The organism is Nostoc sp. DedQUE04 (genome assembly GCF_034530995.1).
In the GTDB taxonomy this organism is placed as follows: Bacteria; Cyanobacteriota; Cyanobacteriia; order Cyanobacteriales; family Nostocaceae; genus Nostoc.
On record NZ_JAVRCA010000062.1, the window covers coordinates 28,464 to 52,088 of the forward strand.

Sequence of the window (23,625 nt, forward strand, 5' to 3'; positions counted from 1 at the left end):
CGACTGGTAAATCAATGAGTTTAGTATAAGATCCCTACCAAATCTTCTAGTGCATTCACTACACGAAGATTTAGCGATATTTAATTAGTGGCAGGTCTCAATCCCCCACTTTCTTGTTTTGACTTCTGAATTTTGATTCAAAAATCATTTCTTACAGTTGTGTTAAATCAATAACTTTATCAATGCGAAAGTTATTAACCCAATCAGACAGAGTGTTTGTCAAAAGAGCAGATTCTTCAGGAATTTGCTCAAGCAAGCTAAAAATCAGCTTTTCATCAGTACACAGTGCCGCTTGGTGTAGCTGTGCTACCCATTCAGTGGGCATCTGAGCTAGCATCTCTTCTAATGATAAAAGTTTCAGGTCGGAATTTTCAGCAAATTCGTCTTTTTGAAGGGGTTTATCTGCATATACATAACGCACCCCTAAATATTTAGACATCATATTTAAGATTACTTCCTCTCGGAAGGGCTTACGTACAAAATCGTTGCAGCCAGCCGATAAAACCACAAAGCGTTCCTCGTCAAAAGCACTAGCAGTTAGGGCAATAATCACAGTAGCTTGACCTTTTAAAGTAGCTCTAATTTGTTTAGTAGCTTCATACCCATCCATTACAGGCATCCGCATATCCATCCAAATCAGTTGTGGTTCCCAAGTTTCCCAAAGAGTCACCCCTTCTTGACCATTTTCAGCATGACGTACCTCGAAGCCAAGGGATACTAGCATCTTGACTAAGAGTTGGCGATTTTCCCATTTATCTTCAACTACTAAAATCCGGTATTTTGGTTGATTAGGCTCTAAACCAATTACTCGTCGTTTTAGCTGTAGAATTGGAGCTTCAGCTACTTCTGCTAGACTAATTTGGAGATCGAAAGAAAAAATCGTTCCTTGTCCCAAAGTACTGCTAACAGTAATACTTCCCCCCATTAGATGCACAAATTGTTGGCTAATAGTTAAACCCAAACCTGTTCCTTGCTGAGATTTTCGACCTGCTTCTGTTTGAACAAAGGGTTTAAACAACTTTTCAATTTCGGCAGGTGCAATCCCTGTCCCAGTATCTTCAACTTCAAAATGAAGCCAGAAGAATGAAGGGCGAGAGTTTCTTATTACTTGTGTCCCTTCTTGTTGCTGTAGTTTACTTTCTTCTTTCATTCTCACTCGTAAACTGACGCCACCTTCTTGAGTAAATTTGATAGCATTACCAAGGAGGTTAATCAAGATTTGACGCAATTTACTTTCATCAGTATGCACATATCTAGGAACTTCCGGTCTGCGTTCAAACATCAACTGTAAACCTTTGGATTCTGCTTTAATTTGAAACATCTCTTCAAGTGAATCAAGTAGAGTGTACAAGTCAAAGCTATTGTTATTCAATGTCGTTAAACCTGCCTCAATTTTGGACATTGACAACACATCATTAATCAAGGTAAGCAAATGTTCTCCACTGCGACTGATAATTTCTAAATGTTCCAACTGAGAAACATTGATAGAAGAATCGCGCATCATTAGCTGAGTAAAGCCAAGAATGCTGTTGAGAGGAGTACGAAGTTCGTGACTCATGTTTGCGAGAAATTCGCTTTTGGCACGGTTGGCAGTTTCGGCTTCTTTGGCTTTTAGTTCTAATCTATGGCTGTAGTTCTCTAACTGTTCGCCAGAGATTTTTAACTGTCGCGTTAGCCAAGACACTCCAATCAATAGAAATCCCATTGATAAGAATCCCACTAACATCATCGTTCCTGCTAATCGTTGAGCCGGCGCAAAGGCTTCTTCCTGGTTCATCTCCACCATTAAGGCTAGGTCTTGGTCATTGAGCCAGTGATATACCCCAATTACTAACACTCCAGCATAGTTTGGATAAAGTCCTTGACCGCTAATTCCACCCATTGCTGCATCAATACCTTGGCTGCTAACTCCTTGAGAAAAGTCCGGTGTTTTATTTTTATCTTTAGAAATAAAAGCGTTTTTAGTTACTAAAGAACCAACCAAATAAGTTTCTCCGCTCTTACCTAAGCCTGTACGTTCTCGTACAATTTGATCTATTCTGCCTAAATTTAGATCGGCTAAAAGGACACCTTGACGTACCTTGGCTGCATCACGTAGAGGGGTTGCAAAAGTAACTGATGGCTTACCAGTAATCGGTGAGGCATAAAAGATGGGGGCAAAAGAGTCTCCTGGCTGAATCTGTTCAATATAGGTGATGTTAGCTGAAATTTCATATTGACCTTCACGCTGTTTATTAGTAGATAAAATAATCCGATTGCTCCGGTCAAGAATGGAAATTTCTCCCAGACTTGGCTTGATTGTAGCCATATTTGCAAGATAATCTGAGAGAACTTTGTAAGCTTTTCGATAATTTGCGTCGGCGGGTTTGGAATTTAAAAGGATTTGAAAATTATTTTGTACGTCTGGAAACTGAGTTACTAAGAGAAAGTCTCGTTCTTGGTCTTCAAACCAACGGGTAATTTCTTCTTCTTTGAGAGTGGCAGCAGCACTGAGCCGTTCAAAAGCAGCTTGCTTCAAAGCTTCCCTCGCATTGATAAAAGCAAATCCTCCTACTACACCTACAGTTACTAAGGATAGGAATAAGAAGGAACTGGCAACTTTAATAGTTAGGTGCTGATTCCAGAAGTTCATATATTTACAACTTGTTTCTTATTCTAAAGATATTTATCTTTTTTATTATTCATGTAGATTGATTATTCCTTTAGTTAATATAAATAATTATTGATTACCATTGAGCAAAAATCTGTTTTATCCGCTTAATTGCTTCATCAGTTGCTTGCTTTGAAGAAATTTTATCTACAATTATTCGATTAAGAGCTTTTCCCCAGATATTCTCCTCTAACACTACGCTGTATGCCGGGTTTTGGACATAATAAAACAACCGCGTTGAACCTTCCGTCACTGTCTTGACCGCAGTTGAAACGTGTGGGTCAGCTGGGTTTTTCCAAAATGGGTCTTGCCAAAGTGTCTTGATGACAGGTAAATTACAGCCTCCAGCAGCTTTCAGATACTTACCTATCACCTGTGATTGGGTGAGATATGCAAGAAAATCCAAAGCTTTTTTCTGTTGCTGGGAATCGGCGAACAAAACTGCTTGCCGAAGTGTGAGTAGATAACGCATTGGCTTGCCGTTGGGTTTATTGGGAAATTTTAAAATACCAAGCTTATGGCGATAGGTGTCGGGATCTTGGCGCACAGAGCAAGGAATTGAGAGGGTGTTGTTAGGAGTCATCACCACCATACGGTTGAGCAAGCTGCGATTATTATCTGGATTTAACCAATTGAGTGCATCTGGTGGTACATAACCTTGTTGGTAAAATTTGGTATACCAATCTAATGCTTGGACAATTTTTTGTATGACCTTTGGATCGTCGATCAGGAGTTTACCTTCTGAGTCGAGAATTTGCACATCGTATGCTTCTAAAATATGCTCAAAAAAGATGTAGGTATCTGAAGCTCCAGTAGAAAAAGGAAAACCTAACCCATAAATATCCTGTTTTTGCTGTTTTGCCCGCAGTTCGTTTTGTACTTGTTTCCAAAAGTCCCAAAAACCATCCCAATCTTTGGGGATATCGCTTTCACTGCGACCTATTTGCTCTAGCAAGTCTCGCCAGTAAAAAATATGAACCGTTGCCTGATTGATTGGAACTGCATAGTAGCTTCGCTTTTTTGCAGCATTATTATAATAATTAACAGCTTGCAGGGCATATTCAGGATAAAGATTTTTGACTGGCTCAATTACATCCGTTACATCCGCTAGTTTCCCTTCCCAAGCCAAATGCGGATTCAAGGCTCTTTCAGCGCCGTAACTCATCATGATATCGGGTGGATTACCTGCGTGAATGGCCCTACGCGCCTTCTGCGGTAGCTCATCGCCAATATAGAAGGAAAGCTTGACTTGATTACCAGTTTGTTTTTCCCAGTTGCTCACCAACTGCTTGATTGCTTCATCTTCATCCACAGTAAAACCTTTATCCCACCAAATCTTTAAAACGGTGTTGTCAGTAGGGGAATGGGTGACTGAAGATTGTTTTAATTGAGAGGTGTTACTACAAGCAATAATTATCAAGCTGAGTGTCAATACGATGAACACATATCTGCAATAATAGTAATATTGCGGCTGATTATGAAAGCCTTTAGCAATTTGACTAGCTTTTGTTTTAAATGTCATATTTATAAAAGCTTACTGCCATTGGTCAAAAATTTGCTTAATTCGGGCGATCGCTTCATCAGCTGCTTGCTCTGGAGAAATTTTATCTACAACAATTCGATTGAGCGCCTTACCCCAGACATTATCTTTTAAAACCAAGCTATAGGCTGGGTTTTGGACAAAATAAAATGGGCGAGTTTCTCTGTTGAGAAATATATTAATGGCAGTCGAGAGATAAGGATCTTTGGAATTTTTCCAAAAAGGATCTTCCCACGCTGATGTTAAAACTGGTAAATGACGGCCTCCAGAAGCCTTGAGATAATTTCCCATCACTTCTGGTTGTATTAAGTATGCAAGAAACTCCTTAGCTAGTTTCTGTTTCTGAGAATTGGCAAATAAAAACGCTTCCTTAACCGTAATTAAGTAGCGCATTGGCAAGCCATTAGGTTTATTTGGAAACTCTAAGATACCAAGTTTTTGATAATATGTATCAGGGTTTTGCCGCACAGCAGCAGGAATTGAAAGCGAGTTGTTAGGAGTCATCACCACGCTTTGATTGAGTAAGCTACGATTATTATCTGGATTCAACCAATTTATAGCATCTGGTGGGACATAGCCTTGCTGATAAAAATTTGTGTACCATTTTAAGCTGTTAATAATGCCTTGACGCACTTTCGGCTCGTCAAGGAGGAGTTTATCCATAGAATCTAAAATTTGCACGTCGTATGCTTCTAAAATCTGCTCAAATAAATAGTATGTATCAGCAGAACTAATGCCGAAAGTAAATCCTAACCCATAAATATTCTGTTTTTTATCTGGTATTTGTTTTGTCCGCAAGTCATCTTGTATTTGTTTCCAAAGCTCCCAAAAATCATCCCAATCTTTTGGTACATCACTTTCTTTACGACCTATTTGCTTTAGCAAATCTCGCCAATAAAAAATGTGAATAGTTGCTTGACTCATTGGCAGAGCATAGTAGCTTCGCTTTTGAGTAACATTGTTATAAGACTGAACAGTTTTGAGGATTTTTTCTGGGTAAAAACTTTTAAGTGGCTCAATTACATCTGATACATCTGCTAGTTTGCCTTCCCAACTTAAACGGGGAATAATTTCTCGATCGGCAGTATAACTGGTAACAATATCAGGTAGATTACCAGCCTGAATTTCTCTTTGAATCTTCCGTGTTAGCTCATCTGTGGAATATAAAGAAAGCTTGATTTTGTTGCCAGTTTGTTTTTCCCACTCACTAACTAGTTGCTTGAGAGCTTCATCCTCTTCCTGAGTAAAACCTTTATCCCACCAAATCCTTAAATCGGTACTTTCACTAGATAACTTATTAAATGGGGAAGGCGAGGATTGATATGTGTTAGTGCAAGCAACAATTATCAAGCCGAGAATTAATGCTATGAGTGCGTAGCGACGGTTGGTTAGTCTTGGTACTACACTAAAAGCTTCTTTAGCTTTCTGCTGACTCTTCAAGACTTGAGTAATCTGACTGGCTTTTTTTCTGGACACCACACTTCTAGAGCTTATATTTAAACTGAATAGATACAGCAGAATTCAGAATTCAGAATTCAGAAGTCAGAATTCAGGAGTAAAACACGCTTTATATCTGAGTAACAGATTTAGCTTGTTTACTTTACAGCTTGAAATCTACTGTATATTCAATTTAAGGCTTTTTGTTGGTCTCTCAATAATTTACAAGCGATCGCTCTTAAAAGAGATGGGCAATTGCTTGCTCTTTGCACGGAAGGAAGCGCCTTAGCAAAGCGGGGCGCTAGCACCTCGCCTCCCTATTTGCACCGATTAGAATAATTATTCTGCCGCGTGGTTTAATAATTCCATTGATGAATCGAATGCAAGGCGTTATATTAAGCACCTCGCATTCTGAAGATTTCTATTTGACTGTGGGGTTGAGGATTAAACAACTACCAAGTTATTTTGACTTAGTGACACTCCACCAGATAGTTGTGCAAATTGTACCTGAGCAAATCCACCCGCACTACCATCTTGGTCAAAATATAGTGCGCCTGTAGTGTTGTTATAGATAACTCGCTGATTGCTGGTTGTTGCAGATGTTCCAAGGGTAAAAGAGCTAGCTGAGAGTAAACCTGATGATAACCCGCCACCAAAACCAGCAGCCGATACCTGAATCAGTTCATTAGTCGCGTTGAAATTATAAATATTATCAATGCCTTCACTGAAACTATTGAAAACAAAGGTATCAGTACCACCTCCTCCATAAAGGTTATCATTACCTTTGCCACCTTTGAAAGTATTCTTACCAGAAGCGCCAGAGGCTGTGAGAGTATCATTGCCATCGCCTCCATCCAGTAGATTATTGCCTGATGAATAGTCAACAATCAAGCGATCGTCACCAGCATCACCATTGAGCGTGTTATTGCCAGAGACAGTATAAGCTCCGTATGAGGAATATAAGGAGGCTGAACCAGCAGCTGTGAGAGTATCATTGCCATCGCCCCCATTCAGTAGGTTATTGCCTGATGAATAGTCAGTAACTAAGTTATCGTCACCAGCGCCACCATTGAGGGTGTTCTTACCAGAGATTGCATCGAGATCAAAATCGCCTCGGTAGTCGTCGTAGGAGCCAGAGACGTTCAGAGAATCATTATCATCACCACCAGAGAGCGAATTATTCCCATTTGAATAGTCAGCACTCAAGTAATCCTTACCTGCACCGCCGAGAATCGTGTTATTTCCACGTCCCCCAGCCAGGGTATCGTTGCCATTGCTCCCCACAATCAAATCATCGTAGTTCGTACCTGAGATATTTAATTGTTCGATATTCTTGTAGCTCACCTGATTCGGGCCTGCTGTAATCGAACCAGCATTAGTAGCAGTATTGAATGTTGAAGTGATTCCCTGGCCGATGGAATAGTTATAGAAAGACAACAAATCATCACCCTTCCCTCCATCTATAGTATCTTTGCCGCGATCGCCTCCGGTGAGTGTATCGTTGCCATTGCCCCCGACAATCAAATCATCGTAGGCTGTACCTGAGATATTTAATCGTTCGATATTCTTGTAACTAACCTGATTCGTGCCTGATGTAATAGAGCCAGTGTTAGTAACAGCATTGAATGTCGAAGTGATTCCCTCACCCCCGCTAGAATTACTGTAATAATAACCTTCTAATAAATCATCACCTTTTCCGCCATCGATAGTATCATTGCTACTATTGGCGTAGAGCGAGATAGTATCGTTGCCATTACTCCCCACAATCAAGTCATTGTAGGCTGTACCTGAGATATGTAATCCTTCGATATTCTTGTAGTTAATCAGATCCGTGCCCGCCTTAATCGAGCCAGTGTTAGTAGCAGCATTGAATGTTGTTGTAATTCCCCCACTAGGATAGATATACGAAACGCTTAACAAATCGTTACCTGTTCCCCCATCTACTGTTTGAGTCGCTAAGGAAAGTGGAGAAGTATATAGGACGAAAGAGAAGGAATCATTACCATTCTCTCCATTGAAAATGTTATTACCAAACCTACCCTCGGCTTTTTTGTCGTCGTAGTAGCCAGAGGCAAAGAAAGAATCATTGCCATCCCCGCCATTGAGGATGTTATCGCCCGTTGAATAGTTAACACTCAATTGATCGTCACCAGCACCACCATTGAGTGTGTTATCACCAGAGGTAAAAGAGGCGGAATAGTCGTATTCGCGAGAGGCACTAAGAGAATCATTGCCATCTCCTCCATTGAGGATGTTATCGCCTGTTGAAAAGTTAGCATCTAATTGATCGTCACCAGCACCACCGTTGAGGGTGTTATTGCCATCTGTCTTAGACGCAGAGAGATTATCACTGCCATCTTCTCCATTGAGGATGTTATCGCCTGTTGAAGAGGTAGCACTGAATTGATCGTTACCAACACCACCGTTAAGGATGTTATCGCTTGTTGAATAATCAACATTCAAGTAATCGTTACCTTCACCGCCAAAAATTGTATCATTGCCATAATTTGAATCGTTGCCACTACTGCCTCCGAAGAGTAAATCGTTGCCATTGCTTCCGACAATAAAATCAGCGTAGGTTGTACCTCTAATTTCTAATTGTTCGATATTGGTGTAGTTAATCCGATTTGTGCCAGCCTGAATTGAGCCAGTGTTAGTAGCAGCATCGAAACTCGAAGTGATTCCTTTAGTAGCACGTGTGTAATATACAGACAAAGAATCCTGACCTGTTTCTCCATTTACACTTTGAGTCGTTAAGGAAGAGGGGGAAGTTTTTGAGGCGGACAAATGGAAGTCATCATTACCAGCGCCTCCATTTAGAGTGTTTCTACCCCGGACTTCATCGGCGTAAAAGGAATCATCGCCGTCTTTGCCTGAAACCGTATTGTTGCCAGCAGAATAGCTAATATCAAGGTAGTCATCTCCTGCATCTCCACTGAGGATGTTATTTCCAGAAGAATAGGAAGCATCAAGGGTATCATTTCCCTCATCACCCCGCACCAGATTATTACCAGTACCACCACGGAGAGAGTCGTTACCTGTACCACCACGGAGGGAGTCGTTATCCGTACCACCAAGGAGAGTATCATTGCCTGAACCACCAATGAGGGTATCATTTCCGGCATCACCGCTTAAAAGGTCGTTGCCATTTTTGCCATCGATGATATCATCACCCACTTTAGCGTTAATTGTATCTGCGTCCTGAGTACCCAATAGAGTATCTTTACCGTTGGTTCCAATGATATTCACCATAACTCTTACCTTCCTGAATCGATATTTTGAGTAACTTCAGCTATTAACTTGTTGTTAATGTTGTTTGAGGACACACGGAAATCGCCGAGAGTTGACGCTTTCGACATACTGTTATGCCACCCTTGAGGGTTAGCATTTTCTCGAAGATTTATCCTATTGATGAGCTTGTAAGTAGGACTTATCTAACTGATTTGAAAAAGGCAGGAGATTCAAAGTTAAATTCTTTGCCTATTCCCTACTTCCTTTTTCATTTGTTATTTGCGTACCCGTTAATAATGCTAGTTAAGACTATCTAAGTCTTAGCATTGTACATATTTATGAGCGTGTATTTAGGAAAACAGATGGTTTCACACTTTTTTTATCATTCTCGATCCGCAGATCAACCCAGCCATCACTGACAAAGTGTCGAAAAATCAAGCTTGAATACCTAAAACCCACACTTCATATTTCTTCTCAAAGCATAGCCCTACTGTGGTAAATATAGAGAATAATTCACTTTCGATAGGGAAATAATTTTTATGCAGTTGTTGTGGGCTATTGCCCGTAAGTGTGTAGCTTAAAAATAGGGAACATCTAAATAACACTTTGATAACCATATCTGAAGATTTACTGAGATGTCCACACTTATAGACATATCTTTGCATACTCTTTACATTATTTGCCGATCGGTATAATCTCAGTACTTATCTTTATATATTCTTCATGTCTGAAAACCACTAATAATCCAGAATACAGCAGCTAAACAGCAGCTAAACAGTTGTTTTATTTGCTCGTGTAGCGTGTCGTTGCCCTTAGTAAACAAGCAAGCTGTAAGAGTTTTTGAAATCTGGGGTTATACTGTGAGGTTGTGACGATAAGTTACAGGAGTTGAAAGCGATCGCTCCAAAGGATTGCCATATTATCAAGAGCTACTTAAGAATAACCTCCACCAAACATACTCTCGTAGCGTAGGCGTAGCCCGTCCTAACCATAGCCAAGAAACTACTGAGGACGGTGAATCTGAAACTCGATTATATTAGAAGTTTTGGACAAAAATAGATTTTTATTCAAAAAAACAGTAGTCAGGAAATGAAGGCGTATTAATATAGTAGATTTCTTTAACCATGCCAATTTGAAAAAAGAATGCAATATCAATATATAGATATTAAGAGAGTGTGCGAGTGTGCGTTCTGATTAGCAAAAATTTTTTAAATTGGCATCAGTATAGTATTCATATAGATGACAGTAAAGGTCAACTATAGCAATCTGATTTGATTTCTGAGTTAATCGTAGGGACTAGGGACTGGGGATGGTGGGGCCCCCTCTGGGGATAAGGGGTAATGGGGACTGGGGACTGGGAAGAAGGAATAAAGCTGTACTGAGTTTTTTTCAAAAATCAAATATGAGTCCTATAGTACTTATAGATATATAAATTTATTCCTCTTCACTTCATTAATTCTTCATACAATCAGTATTGTATGCGTTTACAATTGTTTGTGTATCGATTTAACGTAGTATGTGCTTTTTGTTTACAGCTATTTTCAGGTAAATAGACCACGCGGTAGGGGTACAAAGCCTTGCGTCCCTATGACAGATATGATTCAAATACATGAAAACTGCTGTAATACCGTTTATTTGTGAAGCTGCATATAATTCACCCCCGATGGTATCTCTGCACGCGAACTGTTCGAGATCGTTATTCGGATAATGCAGGAACTCTGATGATTTCAAGGATCGTGCGATCGCAAACGAAGAGATCGATGGTAGATCACTGTCAATGCAAGGATTCTTTTAGATTAACCACCTTGTATGGTAATTTCTGAGCTTGATAAATAAATGTAAAGAATAAGTTGGCATTGCATAAACTTTGCTTTTTAGCTTGATGAATTAACTAAGAAACTAAAAAGTTGAAGGTACAAGATTGAAAATATCTTGTTATCTCCTTAATTAGTTGCTTCAACAACATAGTTCTTCTAAAGGAGAAAAAATGAGTACATTAGAGCAAAGTCTTAGTCAATTCCGAGCTTTACCAAAACCAGAGTCATCTCGATTAATTGACTTTGAAGAAGCAGAAATTCGTCCTGGTATAGTAAGTGACACATATATTTTAGTTGTCAGTGGAACGAAACCATACTTGAATTTGGAAGTGAATCTTGTGCCACTTGTATACGTCCAGCAACCTGAATATTGGGGAGTTGAGGTCGTTGGTACTTTGCCCGGAATTGGACTACCAGCGATCGCACCTTATATAGTTTCTCTGCCAGTAGACGGCATTCGTGGCAAACAAGGTATTGAAGTTATTGGTGCTAATGGTTCCAAGCAACTGCCTTTTCTAGATGTTAAGTATTCCTAATTCCCGATGTAAATATGTGTAGAACCACCATCTTAAAAGCTGTTACAAAAGCTTAAAAACCGCCCGAAAATTTATTTTCAGGCTAATAGCAAGAATTGGTTGAAACGGACTAAAAATACTTTATTAGTCCGTTTCAACCAATTCTTGCTATTAGAGGTTGTTTGAAAAGTCTCATTTATTACTTGCCTAAGTGATTGGAAATCACGCCTACACAATCAAAACCTACTTTCGCAGAGGGTTAAAAACCCTTGTAACGCATAACCATTTTGATACGCTTCCAGACTGTAGATTTGGACGATCGCAGCTGAGTTAAGATTTTTGGCAATTGTGTACTGATTGCAAAACTGCAACAGATCGCTGAAACTGGGATATGAATTTTTGAGCAGTTTATATTACTACAGGTAATGAGTCAGTTTCTCAGTACCCCCAATAAACTAGAGTTCTGGAACCATTGTAGATTTCTTTACTTATGTCGTATCCAGGAATACTGACCATACTGCTAAACCCTGGTGATTTCTAAATTTATTGTTCTCAAACCAGTAACATCAGTTTGTATGTGTTTTTTCATACAAGCAACTAGAGCAAATTATCGCAGTAGATAGAACTGTATTTGATGTCCCAAATTCAAAGGCGAATAGCCGTTCAGAAACGAGAACATCTTGCTATAAGAAAGAAAAGTTGTTAGTAAAGCCTTAAATAATACTCAAAGAAGAAACCAAAGGAAAAGGTGAGAAAAAACCCACCTCTTAAGAATCGATATGATAGACAAGTAAACAAAATTTAAAAAATATTTATCGAATGGTAGATCAATCATCTGGCTTGTCCAAGGTCAAAGACTCAATAACACAAAAACTCTTCTTGGGTAATGAACCTAATGCAGAGTTAATTGCAATTCTCACCGTTTACTTTGTCCAAGGAATTTTAGGGCTATCGCGTCTAGCCGTTAGCTTTTTTCTCAAAGATGAACTACTCCTGAGTCCAGTCCAGGTATCGGCGCTATTGGGAATTGTCTTCCTACCTTGGATGATCAAGCCGGTGTTTGGTTTCATCTCTGATGGCTTGCCTATATTTGGCTATCGTCGCCGTCCTTACTTAATTTTATCCGGGATACTGGGAACTGCTTCTTGGATGAGTCTGGCCACAATAGTTCATACTAGCTGGGCAGCTACCTTAGCGATCGCTCTTGGTTCTCTTAGTGTCGCCATGAGTGATGTCATCGTTGACTCGTTGGTTGTGGAACGAGCCAGAGGCGAATCGCAAGCAAAAGCCGGTTCATTACAATCTCTCTGTTGGGGTGCTTCTGCGATCGGAGGTTTAATAACAGCCTACTGTAGCGGTCTACTACTTCAATACTTTACTACCCGTACCGTCTTTGGGATTACCGCTTTATTTCCGCTGATCGTTTCAGGGGTGGCTTGGTTAATTGCTGAGTCCCCCGTTAGCAAAGATCCTGAAGATAGTAATCAGACTAACTCTGTACCAATCAAACATCAACTGGAACAGCTACGCCAAGCCATTAGCCAAAAAACAATTTGGCTACCAACGGCGTTTATCTTCATTTGGCAAGCTACCCCAAATGCTGACTCAGCCTTTTTCTACTTCGCTACCAACGAACTCCACTTTGAACCAGAATTTTTGGGGCGAGTAAACTTGGTGGGAAGTTTCGCTTCTTTGGCAGGTGTTTGGATTTTTCAACGTTTCCTCAAAAGCATCCCTTTTCGCGTGATTTTTGCTTGGAGTACTGTGCTTTCGTCACTTTTGGGGATGACGATGCTGTTGTTGGTAACTCACACAAACAGGCTATTAGGTATAGATGACCACTGGTTTAGTTTGGGTGATAGCCTGATTTTGACTGTGATGGGGAAAATTGCCTTTATGCAAGTGATGGTGCTAGCAGCAAGGCTTTGTCCTTCTGGTGTGGAAGCGACATTATTTGCCTTGTTAATGTCAGTCTATAATTCAGCCGGAACGGTTTCCCATGCAATCGGAGCATTAATCACCTATTGGCTGGGGATCACCGCAACAAACTTTGAGTCACTTTGGCTCTTGGTGTTAATTACTAACCTCAGCACGCTGTTACCCTTACCATTTATCAAATGGCTACCTGCTGCTGAAGAGCAAACTGAGACACTCAAAGATAAGGAACAAGCGTTTTTGCCAGATTTGATGTCTGAGTTGGTACTGAGAGAACCAAAGTCAGAAATAGTCGAATAGTGTAATAAATCTCACGCCAATTCAAGCCATTGCGCTGCCTTGCCGTGTTAGCAACTGGCATAGTGAAGCCGCAAAAAAACTATTAGCGGCTACATATTTTCGTCCAAAATAACCAGAAAAAACCAAGTATATGCGTTTGAAAAGTCAAGAAACCTCAGTTACAGAAAAATCCTACACCCGTGCAGACTGGCAAGGAGGATATCAATCTCTCACCGAAGAGTTTGATTATTGGATTGATGATATAGAAGGGCAAATTCCCAGAGAGTTACAAGGTACGCTGTTTAGAAATGGCCCCGGTTTGCTGGATGTGAATGGACAACCTCTTCATCACCCGTTTGATGGGGATGGAATGATTAGCAAAATTACCTTTACAAACGATCGCGCTCATTTTCGCAATCGCTTTGTCCGCACAAGTGGCTATTTGGCAGAGCAAAAGGCGGGAAAAATTCTCTATCGCGGTACTTTTGGTACTCAAAAACCTGGTGGTTGGTTAGCTAATATTTTTAACTTTAAACTCAAAAATATCGCCAATACAAATGTTATCTATTGGGGCGGTAAACTGCTAGCAATGTGGGAAGCGGCTGAAGCATATCGTCTCGATCCTTATACTCTTGAAACACTAGGAAATGAATATTTTAATGGTGCTTTGTCAGCAGGTGAAGCTTTCGCTGCACATCCCCGCTTGGAAAATAATTGTGAGCAAGATGGGGGCGCACCTTGCCTAGTCAACTTCTCGATTAAGCCAGGATTATCTACCACAATTACTATTTTTGAGCTAAACCCAACGGGTGAAATTGTCAGACAGCACGCTCATAAGGTTCCAGGTTTCTGTTTCATTCACGATTTTGTCATTACTCCCAATTACTGCATCTTCTTTCAAAATCCTGTTAAATTTAATCCCATACCTTTCGCTTTGGGAATACGTGCGGCAGGAGAATGTATCAAATTTCAGCCAAATCAGCCAACTCAAATTCTAATTATTCCCCGCTTCCCCAAAGCAGGGGAAGAAGAGATAAAATTTCTGGAAACTCAGTCGGGTTTTGTCTTCCACCACGTTAATGCTTTTGAGGTAGGAGGAGAAGTTTTGATTGACTCCATTTGTTACCAAAATTTGCCAGAAGTGGAACCCAACAGTGATTTTCGACAAGTTGATTTTGAAGCTTCTTCACCTGGGCAACTTTGGCGATTTTCTCTGAATTTAAAGGATGGGATAGTACGGCGGGAATTGATTGAGAGCCGATGTTGTGAATTTCCCAGTATACATCCGGCGAATGTGGGACGCCCTTATCGATATCTATATATAGGTGCGGCTCATGCAGAAACTGGTAATGCTCCCTTACAAGCATTGTTGAAAATTGATTTAGAGTCTGGAGAAAGACAATTTTGGAGTGCTGCACCCCGTGGTTTTGTAGGTGAACCAATTTTTGTCCCGCGCCCAAATTCCGAAAAGGAAGATGATGGTTGGATATTAGCTTTGGTTTATGATGCTGCTCATCACCGCTCAGATTTGGTAATTTTGGATGCTAGTGATTTCTCTAAAGGAGTAATTGCACGGTTACATCTGAAGCATCATATCCCCTATGGTCTGCATGGAAGCTTTACTTCTGAGGTTTTTGGGGAAATTTGATCCCCTATTTGGGTGAAACCATTTTTTCGCTGGCAATAATATGCAAATCTATATTTTTGAGCAAGCGCACCAATTTTTGCGTCAAAGATCCTTTGAGGAGCATTTGCCAGCGCGATCGCTGACTTTCACCGATTACAATTTGAGTAATCCGGTGTCTCTCGGCGACTTGGGCGATCGCATTAGCTATATTACTGTTGGTAACACGAAGAAAAGTACCTTCAAATTCTTTACAAAGTTTCTCACAAGTGTGGATATGCAAGCTTTCCTCCTTAGTGAGGAAGCGTTCTGGATCGGCAACAAACAAGGTATAAAGCGGCGCGTTCATATAGTTAGCCAACCTCGCACCCCGACGTAACAATTGCACTGAGTTGGGATAAGTGGATACACACACCAAAACCCGCTCGTGAATATTACAAAATTGTCCGTTGGGAGTAGAGGCGATCGCATTTTCTTCCACGTTGTCTGCCACTTCCCGCAAAGCCAACTCCCGCAAAGCAATCAGGTTACGGCGTTGGAAAAAATTATCGAGGGATTGTTGGATTTTTGGCTGTGCGTAAATCTTCCCTTCTAATAACCGTTCTTGCAGTGTCTCTGGTGTGACATCCACTACCACTATTTCATCTGCTTCATCCATAATCCTGTCAGGAACCCGCTCCCGGACTACCACACCTGTAATTCTGGCTACTAGGTCGTTGAGACTTTCCAAATGTTGCACATTCATGGTGGAGTAGACATCAATCCCAGCTGTCAAAACTACTTCGACATCTTCGTAGCGCTTTTCACGTGCAGAACCAGGGACATTGGTATGGGCAAGTTCATCGATTAAAACTAATTGTGGCGATCGCTTTAAAATAGCATCTGTATCCATATCCGTTAGCGTCAACTCACCGCGAGGATATTGCTTACGGGGTATAATTTCCAGTCCCTCTGCCTTTTCAGCCGTCTCCTTGCGTCCGTGGGTTTCCAAAAGCCCAACGACAACATCAATTCCTTCTTGTTTGAGTGCGTGTCCCTCTTCCAACATTCGGTAGGTTTTGCCTACTCCAGGAGCCATACCAATAAAGATTTTATGCTTACCCCGCCGTCGTGCCGGATAAAGCGAGTAACTTGCAGAATTTAAAGGCGCATTCCCAGCCGAACCAGTATTGGTCATTTGTCCTTTGTCATTGGTCATTTGTCATTGGTAAGGATTTTAAGCCTATTTTCGTTTCGTAGCATAATTTGGTTTATTCCCGCCCACTTACTTAGTACTCCTACTTCATCGGAAACGAAAACAGCGCTTTCCCCATGCCCCATGCCCATTTACTGATTTTGCTGACGATTAATATCTTGCAAGTCAAGAGCATAATTCAATCGCAGAACATTGACTCCTGGTTCGCCAAAAATCCATAAAAATCTGTCATCAGTATACTTATTAATTAAACGTAAAATCTCATCTTCTTTTACTCCCCGCGCACCAGCAACCCGCGTCAATTGCTGCCGTGCTGCTTTAAAGGAAATATGCGGATCTAAACCCGAACCAGAGGTATAAATTATATCAGCTATCGGTTGAAGATTTTCCTCTCGCAATTTATCTGCCTCTTCTAAAATCCGCTTAAGTAATTCTGGATTGCTGGCAGCGAGATTGCTAGCTCCAGATATGCCAGTTGGCTTGGCTTTTTTTCCTTGACTATATCTAACAGTACTAGGACGAGAATGGAAATATCGCTCAGATGTGAATACCTGACCGATTAAAGCCGAACCAATTGGTTCATTACTCAGATTCCGCACGATACTGCCATTCGCTTGATAGGGCAAAAAAACTTGACCCACTACAAGAATTATCAGCGGATAGATGATTGCAGTCAACAACCAAAGCATTAGAGTTATAAAAATTGCTCTGATAGTTTCTCGAATAATAGCCATAAAAAGTTTTCCAATTGCGCCTATAATTTAATTTTTAATTTTTAATTTTTAATTCTTTTGCCCACCTAGCAGGATGTTACAAGATGCTGTTAGCAACAGCATAAACAACTGGGGCAGTTACCACATTCAAGCACAGCAAGATGAAAATAGCGAGTGGTAGATGTTGTTTATGCCATTGCGACTAAACAAAGGATATCGCCAAAGCAGTGCTGAATGAAAACGATATTTATTCATATTCTTCTTGTCCCTCCTATCAACAGGTAAAAGTAAAAATGTTTATTATTTTACTTTGGTCAAGATGCGATCGTTTCTCAGCGTCTCTACTTTTGCTATCCTTAAGCCAAACCTACAAGTGTAATCAGTACATCGATCAACTTAATTGCAATAAACGGCGCAATCACGCCACCTAAGCCGTAAATTAAGATATTGCGTTGGAGTAACTGATTAGCTGTCAGCGGTCTAAACCTCACACCCTTTAATGCCAAGGGAATCAAAGCAGGAATAATCAAAGCATTATAAATCAATGCTGAGAGTACAGCAGATTTAGGGCTAGTCAAATTCATAATATTCAGGCTTTGCAAATTAGCAGCGACAAATATCACTGGAATAATTGCAAAGTATTTAGCAATATCATTAGCGATGGAAAATGTCGTCAATGCCCCGCGAGTAATCAACAATTGCTTACCAATACCAATGATATCGAGTAGCTTTGTAGGATCGGAGTCCAAATCGACCATGTTAGCGGCTTCTTTTGCAGCTTGCGTTCCTGTATTCATCGCCACGCCGACGTTAGCTTGGGCTAATGCTGGTGCATCATTAGTTCCATCTCCCGTCATGGCAACCAGTTTGCCTGCTGCTTGTTCCTGTTTAATGATACTGATTTTGTCTTCTGGTGTGGCTTCGGCAATGAAGTCATCAACCCCAGCTTCTTTAGCAATGACAGAAGCGGTAATTCGGTTGTCTCCAGTTAGCATAATGGTACGTACTCCCATCCGTCGCAGTGCAAGAAAGCGATCGCGGATACCAGGTTTAACTATATCTTTGAGATAAACAATCCCATAAATTTCGTTATCTAAGCTAACTGCTAGGGGTGTACCTCCCAAGCGGGAAACTCGTTCGTAGGCAGCATCCAATTCTGGCGTATCGCGTCCGTTGCGGGAACGGACAAATCCTTTAATGGCTTCTACTGCTCCCTTTCTGGCCTCATACCCACCAGGTAAATTCGTGCCACTCATCCGAGTTTTGGCAGAAAAACTGATTCCTTCTGCCTGAGTGGAATCAAAATCAAACCGTGCGCCTAACTGTTCTGCTAGTCGGACAATGGATTTTCCTTCTGGTGTATTGTCAAAGACACTAGCCGCCCAAGCAACATTAGCAATTTCTGACATTGAATGACCGTTGAGGGGAATAAACTCTTCCGCCAGACGGTTGCCGAGGGTAATTGTACCTGTTTTGTCGAGAAGTAAAGTATTAATATCACCACAGGCTTCGACTGCTCGTCCTGATGTGGCAATGACGTTAAATTGGGCAACTCGATCCATACCAGCAATACCGATGGTACTTAGTAAGCCGCCAATGGTGGTAGGAATTAACGCTACTAATAGGGCAATTAAAATTGGGACGTTAACTGGACTGTTGACATAGTAAGCAAGTGCAGGCAAGGTGACTACGACTAACAAAAACACTAAGCTGAGAACTGCTAACAATACCGTGATGGCAATTTCATTGGGTGTTTTACTGCGTTCTGCCCCTTCTACCAAGGCAATCATCCGGTCAATAAAGCCTTTACCTGGGTCAGTAGTTATACGGATAATTAGTTCATCTGAGATAATCCGCGTTCCACCAGTGACGGAACTGGCAACATCGGAGCCTGATTCTTTTAATACTGGTGCAGATTCTCCAGTAATTGCCGATTCATCCACTGAGGCAACACCCATGATTACTTCACCATCGGCGGGGATGATATCGCCAGCAACGACGTAGATGGTATCGCCCTGTTTAAGGCTGGTGGATGAAACTTCGCTAAGTGTGCCATCGGCAGCAAGTTTTTTAGCGATCGCCTCTAACTTTGTTAACCGCAAGGCATCGGCTTGGGCTTTACCCCGCCCTTCTGCCACTGCTTCGGCAAAATTGGCAAACCAAACTGTAAAGAATAAAATCCCCGATAACAAGGCGTTGAAACCTTGTGGGTTCTTTTGAAGAGTTGGGCCAAATAGGTTGGGATCGATCGTTAGCAATAGGATGATGATTGTCCCTACCCAAACCACAAAGATTACTGGATTTTTGATTGCATACTTAGGGTTGAGCTTGACAAAAGCATCTCTAATTGCTCTTAAGTACAGCCACTTATTATTTGCCCTAGTCTTTTTACGTTTTTGGCGGCGATCGCCAGAACGAGAACTTGGGCGTCTAGCTTTGAAGTTAGTTGCCACTTGATTCATAAATAAAGTTAGCAGTGAGAAGTTAGGAGTTATAGGAACTTCTAATAAAAAAATATCCAACCTGTAGGATGCGTTAGTAACGCATCCTACGAAACCGAATAATTTATAAGATAACGGCAGGAGCCAGGAGGAAATAAGTATGAATGAAAACTTTAGTTCTGAGTAATTACCCAGTTAAAAATAAGATACTGGTACGAGACGCATAGTGCAAGATATAGCTGAGTGCTGTTAGCTCGGCGTTGATCCCGTGCTGAGTAAACCTAGTAGTTCGCTCTCGTGAACTTGGCGGGGTAAAGGGAGAAAGGTTTTAAATCCCTTCAGGACTTACGCACTCAGATCCCCCAACCCCCTTAAAAAGGGGGCTTTAGAAGTTCCCCCCTTTTTAAGGGGGGCTAGGGGGGATCTAGGTTTCAGGCTTCAGTGCGTAAGTCCTGCCCTTACCCTTTCCCCTTTACCCCTTACCCAGCCCTCACAAGCACATTTTTGGCTTGGCAGACTACTAGTTGCTTCCAGGCTTTGAGCAATCAACACTGTTCTAACATCATATCTGACTATAGCTATATAACCTTTCTTGCTTAAATCTCACACTTTTAAGTCTGGGTTACTCCTTCCTCCTGCCTCCTGAATTACTTTTTGATATCTTCTTAATTTCAAACTTATAACTCATAACTTTTCTAACTGCCAGATGCTAGTTTTAAACCCTCAGCTATGGGGCCTAAAGCCAGAACGGGAAAGAAAGTTAATACTCCCAAAACCAGCGTTACTCCAGCTGTGATACTAGTAAATACCAAAGAATCAGTTCTTAGGGTAGCAGGAGTTTCTTCTACTGGTTGTTTGCGAGACATCCCGTCAGCTAGCAGCAAGATAGCAATCATCGGAATGTAACGTCCTCCGATTAGGCTAACTATTGTACTCAAGTTCCACCACAGGGTGTTATCCCCCAAACCCTCTAAGCCCGAACCATTATTTGCTGCTGCTGAGGCATATTCATAAACTACTTGAGAAATACCGTGATAGCCAGCGTTGCTAATTCCAGATAGGGAGATGGGATAAGCCAAAGCGATCGCACTGGGAATCAAAACTAGAATTGGGTGAATCAACAGCACTACGCTAGCGAGAACGATTTCCCTTTTTTCAATTTTGCGTCCTAAAAACTCTGGAGTACGTCCTGCCATTAATCCAGTCAGGAACACTGTGAGAATTAAGTAAATAAATAAGTAAGCTGTTCCAGTTCCTTGACCACCCCAGATAACCTGGATAAATAAGTTGAAGAGAGTCGAAAATATTCCTTGCGGCATCAAAGAATCGTGCATCCCGTTCACAGCACCAGACATAGTAGCAGTAGTCATCACTGCCCAAAATGCTGTTTGTGCCCAACCAAATCGAACTTCTTTCCCCTCTAAATTCGGCTGTTCTAATCCAAAGGCGGTATTAACCAGGGGATTACCTTGCAGTTCTCCTACGGCTGTAACTCCCACGAGAATCACAAAAATCACGAACACCATCCAAAAAAGTAGCCAAGCTTGTTTGATATTATTGGCAAATATACCGTAGGTGTAAATTAAGGCTGCTGGTATAGAAATCATGGCGAGCATTTCTATCAAGTTAGAAGCGCCATTGGGATTTTCAAAGGGATGTGCTGAGTTGACGCCAAAAAAGCCGCCGCCGTTCTCGCCCAAAAGTTTGATCATTTCAAAGGATGCCACCGGGCCTCTGGCCAGATATTGCGTCCCGCCTTCTAAGGTTTGCACATCCATAGTTCCAGCTAATGTTTGTGGTACACCTGTTATAAGTAAGGCGATCGCGCCAATAATTGAAATCGGCAGCAATATTCGCGTAATTCCACGGACGAGATCGACGTAAAAGTTTCCCAATCTTTTACCCGTTAACCCGCGAATAAAGGCAATTCCCACAGCTAAACCTGTGGCTGCGGAGGTGAACATCAAAAAGCCTAAAGCTGCTACCTGGCTAAAATAGCTTAAGGTTGTCTCACCTACATAGTGTTGTTGGTCAGTATTCGTTACAAATGAAATCGTTGTATGCAGCAATACATCCCATCTGGGCGAACCGAAGCCGTTTAGATTCCAGGGTAAGAGTCTCTGAAAATAGATCAAGAAATACACTGAAATACCCATAATCAAATTAAAACAGAGTATGGCCCGGATATACTGCCAAACCGTCATGTCATCTTTTCTCCGAACACCCGCAAATACGAACATACTCCGCTCTATGGGGTTCATTAAAAAATCAAGCAGTGTTTTTTCTCCCAAAAAGACACGAGCTATGTATTTTCCGAATAATGGAGTGATTGCTATGACAATACATAGCGTTAAGCCAATTTGCAAAAAACCTTGTCCCATATATTTCGCGCTAAATTAAATTTAAGTAGTAGCAAGCCAATTCTTAGAAATAATAGATTAACTGTAGGAGTATTTGATTTCAAGGGATTTTCCTAAACAGTACTGAGTACAAAAAGCAATAATTGCACTCAGCATCAAATCAGTTCCGAGTATTAAGTGCCTCGGCTGAGAGTAGTAAGATTCATAAGTACTAATTTTTACTCATAACTTGTTACTCAATACTGGCTGAACGTACCACTACGGCTAAGATAACTCCTGAATATTTTCAGTTATGACTATTTTCTAGATACTTATTAAAGTTTTCGTTAAGAATATTTAATTTTGACTCTTAATTTATTTATCTCACTACTTAGGACTATTTGTTTATACAATACATTTTGCAAGTTTGCTACTTTCAAAGAATATAAATATCATAAAGTATTTTCTTAATGGGATTAGGGTTTTGGAAGATAGTGGTAGAGACGCCGCTTCTTGTGGGCAACTACCCAGTTTCCATTATCCAGTCTTCTTTATTGCATTTGGAGAATCGTAATTTTCGGGTTAATTCTTAAGTTGGCATTTGCAGATATAGATTGCAGATAACTCATAATTGGTCAATTAAATAGTTATACAGATTGGAAAATCAAAATTTTTTAGTAAATCATAAATGACGATGTTAAGTCGATTATTGACTATGAAAGAAGCGATAAATGAGCGGGGAAAGACTTATGGGCTAATAGCGATCGCCTTTGCGATCGTGATAGTGTTGGAATTTTCAACACCACCTGAGTACGTATTTGGCTACCTTTACACAGGGACGATTTTGTTAGCAAATTCACGATTGAATCGGGGTGCTGTGTTGGGGATCACTCTTGCAGCTACAGGATTAACATTATTAGACCTGCTTGTTCCCGGAAGAGAAATACTTTATCTCTCAACATTGGCAAATAGGCTGATTGCAGTGTTGGCGTTGATGGTAACGGGTTGGTTAAGCGATCGCAACCACCGCAATGAAGAAGCGATCGCTTATACCCAAGCACAATTACGCTCCCAAGAACAACTAGCGATCATGCGTGAAGATTTTGTTTCTACCCTAACCCATGATTTGAAAACACCTTTATTAGGAGCAATTGAAACGCTGAAATATTTTCAAAATGAGCAATTCGGTAAAATCACGCCCATGCAAGCAAAAGTATTACAAACAATGGCTCGCAGTCATCAGAGTACACTGCAATTAGTCCAAACGCTTTTAGATGTGTACCGCAATGATGCCGAAGGACTGAAACTACAGATATCACCAGTTAACTTGGTGACAATAGCGGAAGAAATCGTTGCTACTCTAACAGAACTAGCGAAAACACGCCAGGTTTATATTTCTCTGCACTATGGCGAATCAGATTTTCGCAGCTTTCTCTGGGTAAATGGCGATTCTTTGCAACTTGGGCGAGTCTTCAGCAATCTCCTGAGCAATGGCATTAACCATACCCCTCGTGGCGGTAAAGTGGAAGTAGTATTTGAAGGTTATTCTAGCGATCAAGTGGTAAAAATACTCGATACTGGTTCCGGGATTACCGAAAAAGAGTTACCTCACTTATTTGAGAGATTTTATCAAGGAAATAGCGATCGTCACGTCACCGGCTCTGGGCTAGGACTTTATTTGACCAGGCAAATTATTACTGCTCATGGGGGTACAATTTGGGCAGAGAATCGCTCACCACGCGGCGCACTGTTTGGTTTCCGACTCCCAGCTTGTCCGCCACCGGGGAGATGAGGAGTGGGCAGGAGGGCAGGGGGGCAGGGGGGGCAGGGGGCAGGGGAGGATAATTAATGACCAATGACAAATGACAAATGACAAATGACAAATGACAAATGACAAATGACAAATGAC

The 23,625-nt window shown here is 41.1% G+C and carries 12 protein-coding genes and 1 pseudogene; 4 read left to right on the plus strand and 9 right to left on the minus strand.

All coding sequences use genetic code 11. From position 1 onward, the window contains the following. Nucleotides 1-151: 151 nt before the first annotated feature. From RM049_RS30720 to RM049_RS30735, 4 genes are all read right to left on the minus strand, one after another. Nucleotides 152-2,632 (minus strand): hybrid sensor histidine kinase/response regulator, encoded by a 2,481-nt coding sequence (locus RM049_RS30720; RefSeq protein ID WP_322706854.1) that lies wholly within the window; start codon nt 2,630-2,632, stop codon nt 152-154. 94 nt (nt 2,633-2,726) lie between these two features. Next, complete coding sequence (locus tag RM049_RS30725; protein ID WP_322706855.1) at nt 2,727-4,172, minus strand: ABC transporter substrate-binding protein; 1,446 nt, start codon at nt 4,170-4,172, stop codon at nt 2,727-2,729. A 12-nt stretch (nt 4,173-4,184) separates the two neighbouring features. After that, complete coding sequence (locus RM049_RS30730; RefSeq protein ID WP_322706856.1) at nt 4,185-5,666, minus strand: ABC transporter substrate-binding protein; 1,482 nt, start codon at nt 5,664-5,666, stop codon at nt 4,185-4,187. A 405-nt stretch (nt 5,667-6,071) separates the two neighbouring features. Beyond that, nucleotides 6,072-8,879, minus strand: a complete 2,808-nt coding sequence (locus tag RM049_RS30735; protein WP_322706857.1) for a calcium-binding protein — start codon at nt 8,877-8,879, stop codon at nt 6,072-6,074. Nucleotides 8,880-10,845: 1,966 nt separating this feature from the next. Between RM049_RS30735 and RM049_RS30740 the strand changes: the two genes are divergently transcribed. Further along, nucleotides 10,846-11,211, plus strand: a complete 366-nt coding sequence (locus RM049_RS30740; RefSeq protein ID WP_322706858.1) for a hypothetical protein — start codon at nt 10,846-10,848, stop codon at nt 11,209-11,211. 251 nt (nt 11,212-11,462) lie between these two features. Here the strand turns inward: RM049_RS30740 and RM049_RS39425 are convergent. After that, a pseudogene (locus tag RM049_RS39425) lies at nt 11,463-11,706 on the minus strand (hypothetical protein); the annotation flags it as partial. A 303-nt stretch (nt 11,707-12,009) separates the two neighbouring features. Between RM049_RS39425 and RM049_RS30745 the strand changes: the two are divergent. Then, nucleotides 12,010-13,425, plus strand: coding sequence for a folate/biopterin family MFS transporter (locus tag RM049_RS30745; protein ID WP_322688712.1), 1,416 nt, complete (start codon nt 12,010-12,012; stop codon nt 13,423-13,425). 130 nt (nt 13,426-13,555) lie between these two features. Next, nucleotides 13,556-15,052, plus strand: coding sequence for a carotenoid oxygenase family protein (locus RM049_RS30750; RefSeq protein ID WP_322706859.1), 1,497 nt, complete (start codon nt 13,556-13,558; stop codon nt 15,050-15,052). 4 nt (nt 15,053-15,056) lie between these two features. Here the strand turns inward: RM049_RS30750 and RM049_RS30755 are convergent, their stop codons facing one another. The 4 genes from RM049_RS30755 to kdpA form a co-directional block, all read right to left on the minus strand. Further along, nucleotides 15,057-16,205: a universal stress protein gene (locus RM049_RS30755; protein ID WP_322686228.1), complete on the minus strand. Its 1,149-nt coding sequence runs from the start codon at nt 16,203-16,205 to the stop codon at nt 15,057-15,059. Nucleotides 16,206-16,354: 149 nt separating this feature from the next. After that, nucleotides 16,355-16,957, minus strand: a complete 603-nt coding sequence (kdpC, locus tag RM049_RS30760; RefSeq protein ID WP_322706860.1) for a K(+)-transporting ATPase subunit C — start codon at nt 16,955-16,957, stop codon at nt 16,355-16,357. A 335-nt stretch (nt 16,958-17,292) separates the two neighbouring features. Continuing rightward, nucleotides 17,293-19,398 carry a potassium-transporting ATPase subunit KdpB gene (kdpB, locus tag RM049_RS30765; protein WP_322706861.1) on the minus strand — a complete coding sequence of 702 codons (2,106 nt, stop codon included), beginning with the start codon at nt 19,396-19,398 and terminating at the stop codon, nt 17,293-17,295. Between the two features lie 674 nt (nt 19,399-20,072). Further along, nucleotides 20,073-21,758 carry a potassium-transporting ATPase subunit KdpA gene (gene kdpA / locus RM049_RS30770; protein ID WP_322671648.1) on the minus strand — a complete coding sequence of 562 codons (1,686 nt, stop codon included), beginning with the start codon at nt 21,756-21,758 and terminating at the stop codon, nt 20,073-20,075. 652 nt (nt 21,759-22,410) lie between these two features. On the opposite strand from kdpA, the gene RM049_RS30775 reads away from it, so the two are divergent. Next, a complete protein-coding gene (locus RM049_RS30775; RefSeq protein ID WP_322671706.1) occupies nt 22,411-23,508 on the plus strand; it encodes a HAMP domain-containing sensor histidine kinase in 1,098 nt (365 codons plus the stop codon). Nucleotides 23,509-23,625: the final 117 nt, after the last annotated feature.

What these genes read in the sequence shown, in the direction of transcription:
- kdpA (WP_322671648.1), bottom strand. Translation starts at nt 21,758, where the DNA reads ATGGGACAAGGTTTTTTGCAAATTGGCTTAACGCTATGTATTGTCATA.
- RM049_RS30725 (WP_322706855.1), bottom strand. Translation starts at nt 4,172, where the DNA reads ATGACATTTAAAACAAAAGCTAGTCAAATTGCTAAAGGCTTTCATAAT.
- kdpC (WP_322706860.1), bottom strand. Translation starts at nt 16,957, where the DNA reads ATGGCTATTATTCGAGAAACTATCAGAGCAATTTTTATAACTCTAATG.
- RM049_RS30755 (WP_322686228.1), bottom strand. Translation starts at nt 16,205, where the DNA reads ATGACCAATACTGGTTCGGCTGGGAATGCGCCTTTAAATTCTGCAAGT.
- RM049_RS30745 (WP_322688712.1), top strand. Translation starts at nt 12,010, where the DNA reads ATGGTAGATCAATCATCTGGCTTGTCCAAGGTCAAAGACTCAATAACA.
- RM049_RS30740 (WP_322706858.1), top strand. Translation starts at nt 10,846, where the DNA reads ATGAGTACATTAGAGCAAAGTCTTAGTCAATTCCGAGCTTTACCAAAA.
- RM049_RS30735 (WP_322706857.1), bottom strand. Translation starts at nt 8,879, where the DNA reads ATGGTGAATATCATTGGAACCAACGGTAAAGATACTCTATTGGGTACT.
- kdpB (WP_322706861.1), bottom strand. Translation starts at nt 19,398, where the DNA reads ATGAATCAAGTGGCAACTAACTTCAAAGCTAGACGCCCAAGTTCTCGT.
- RM049_RS30720 (WP_322706854.1), bottom strand. Translation starts at nt 2,632, where the DNA reads ATGAACTTCTGGAATCAGCACCTAACTATTAAAGTTGCCAGTTCCTTC.
- RM049_RS30775 (WP_322671706.1), top strand. Translation starts at nt 22,411, where the DNA reads ATGTTAAGTCGATTATTGACTATGAAAGAAGCGATAAATGAGCGGGGA.
- RM049_RS30750 (WP_322706859.1), top strand. Translation starts at nt 13,556, where the DNA reads ATGCGTTTGAAAAGTCAAGAAACCTCAGTTACAGAAAAATCCTACACC.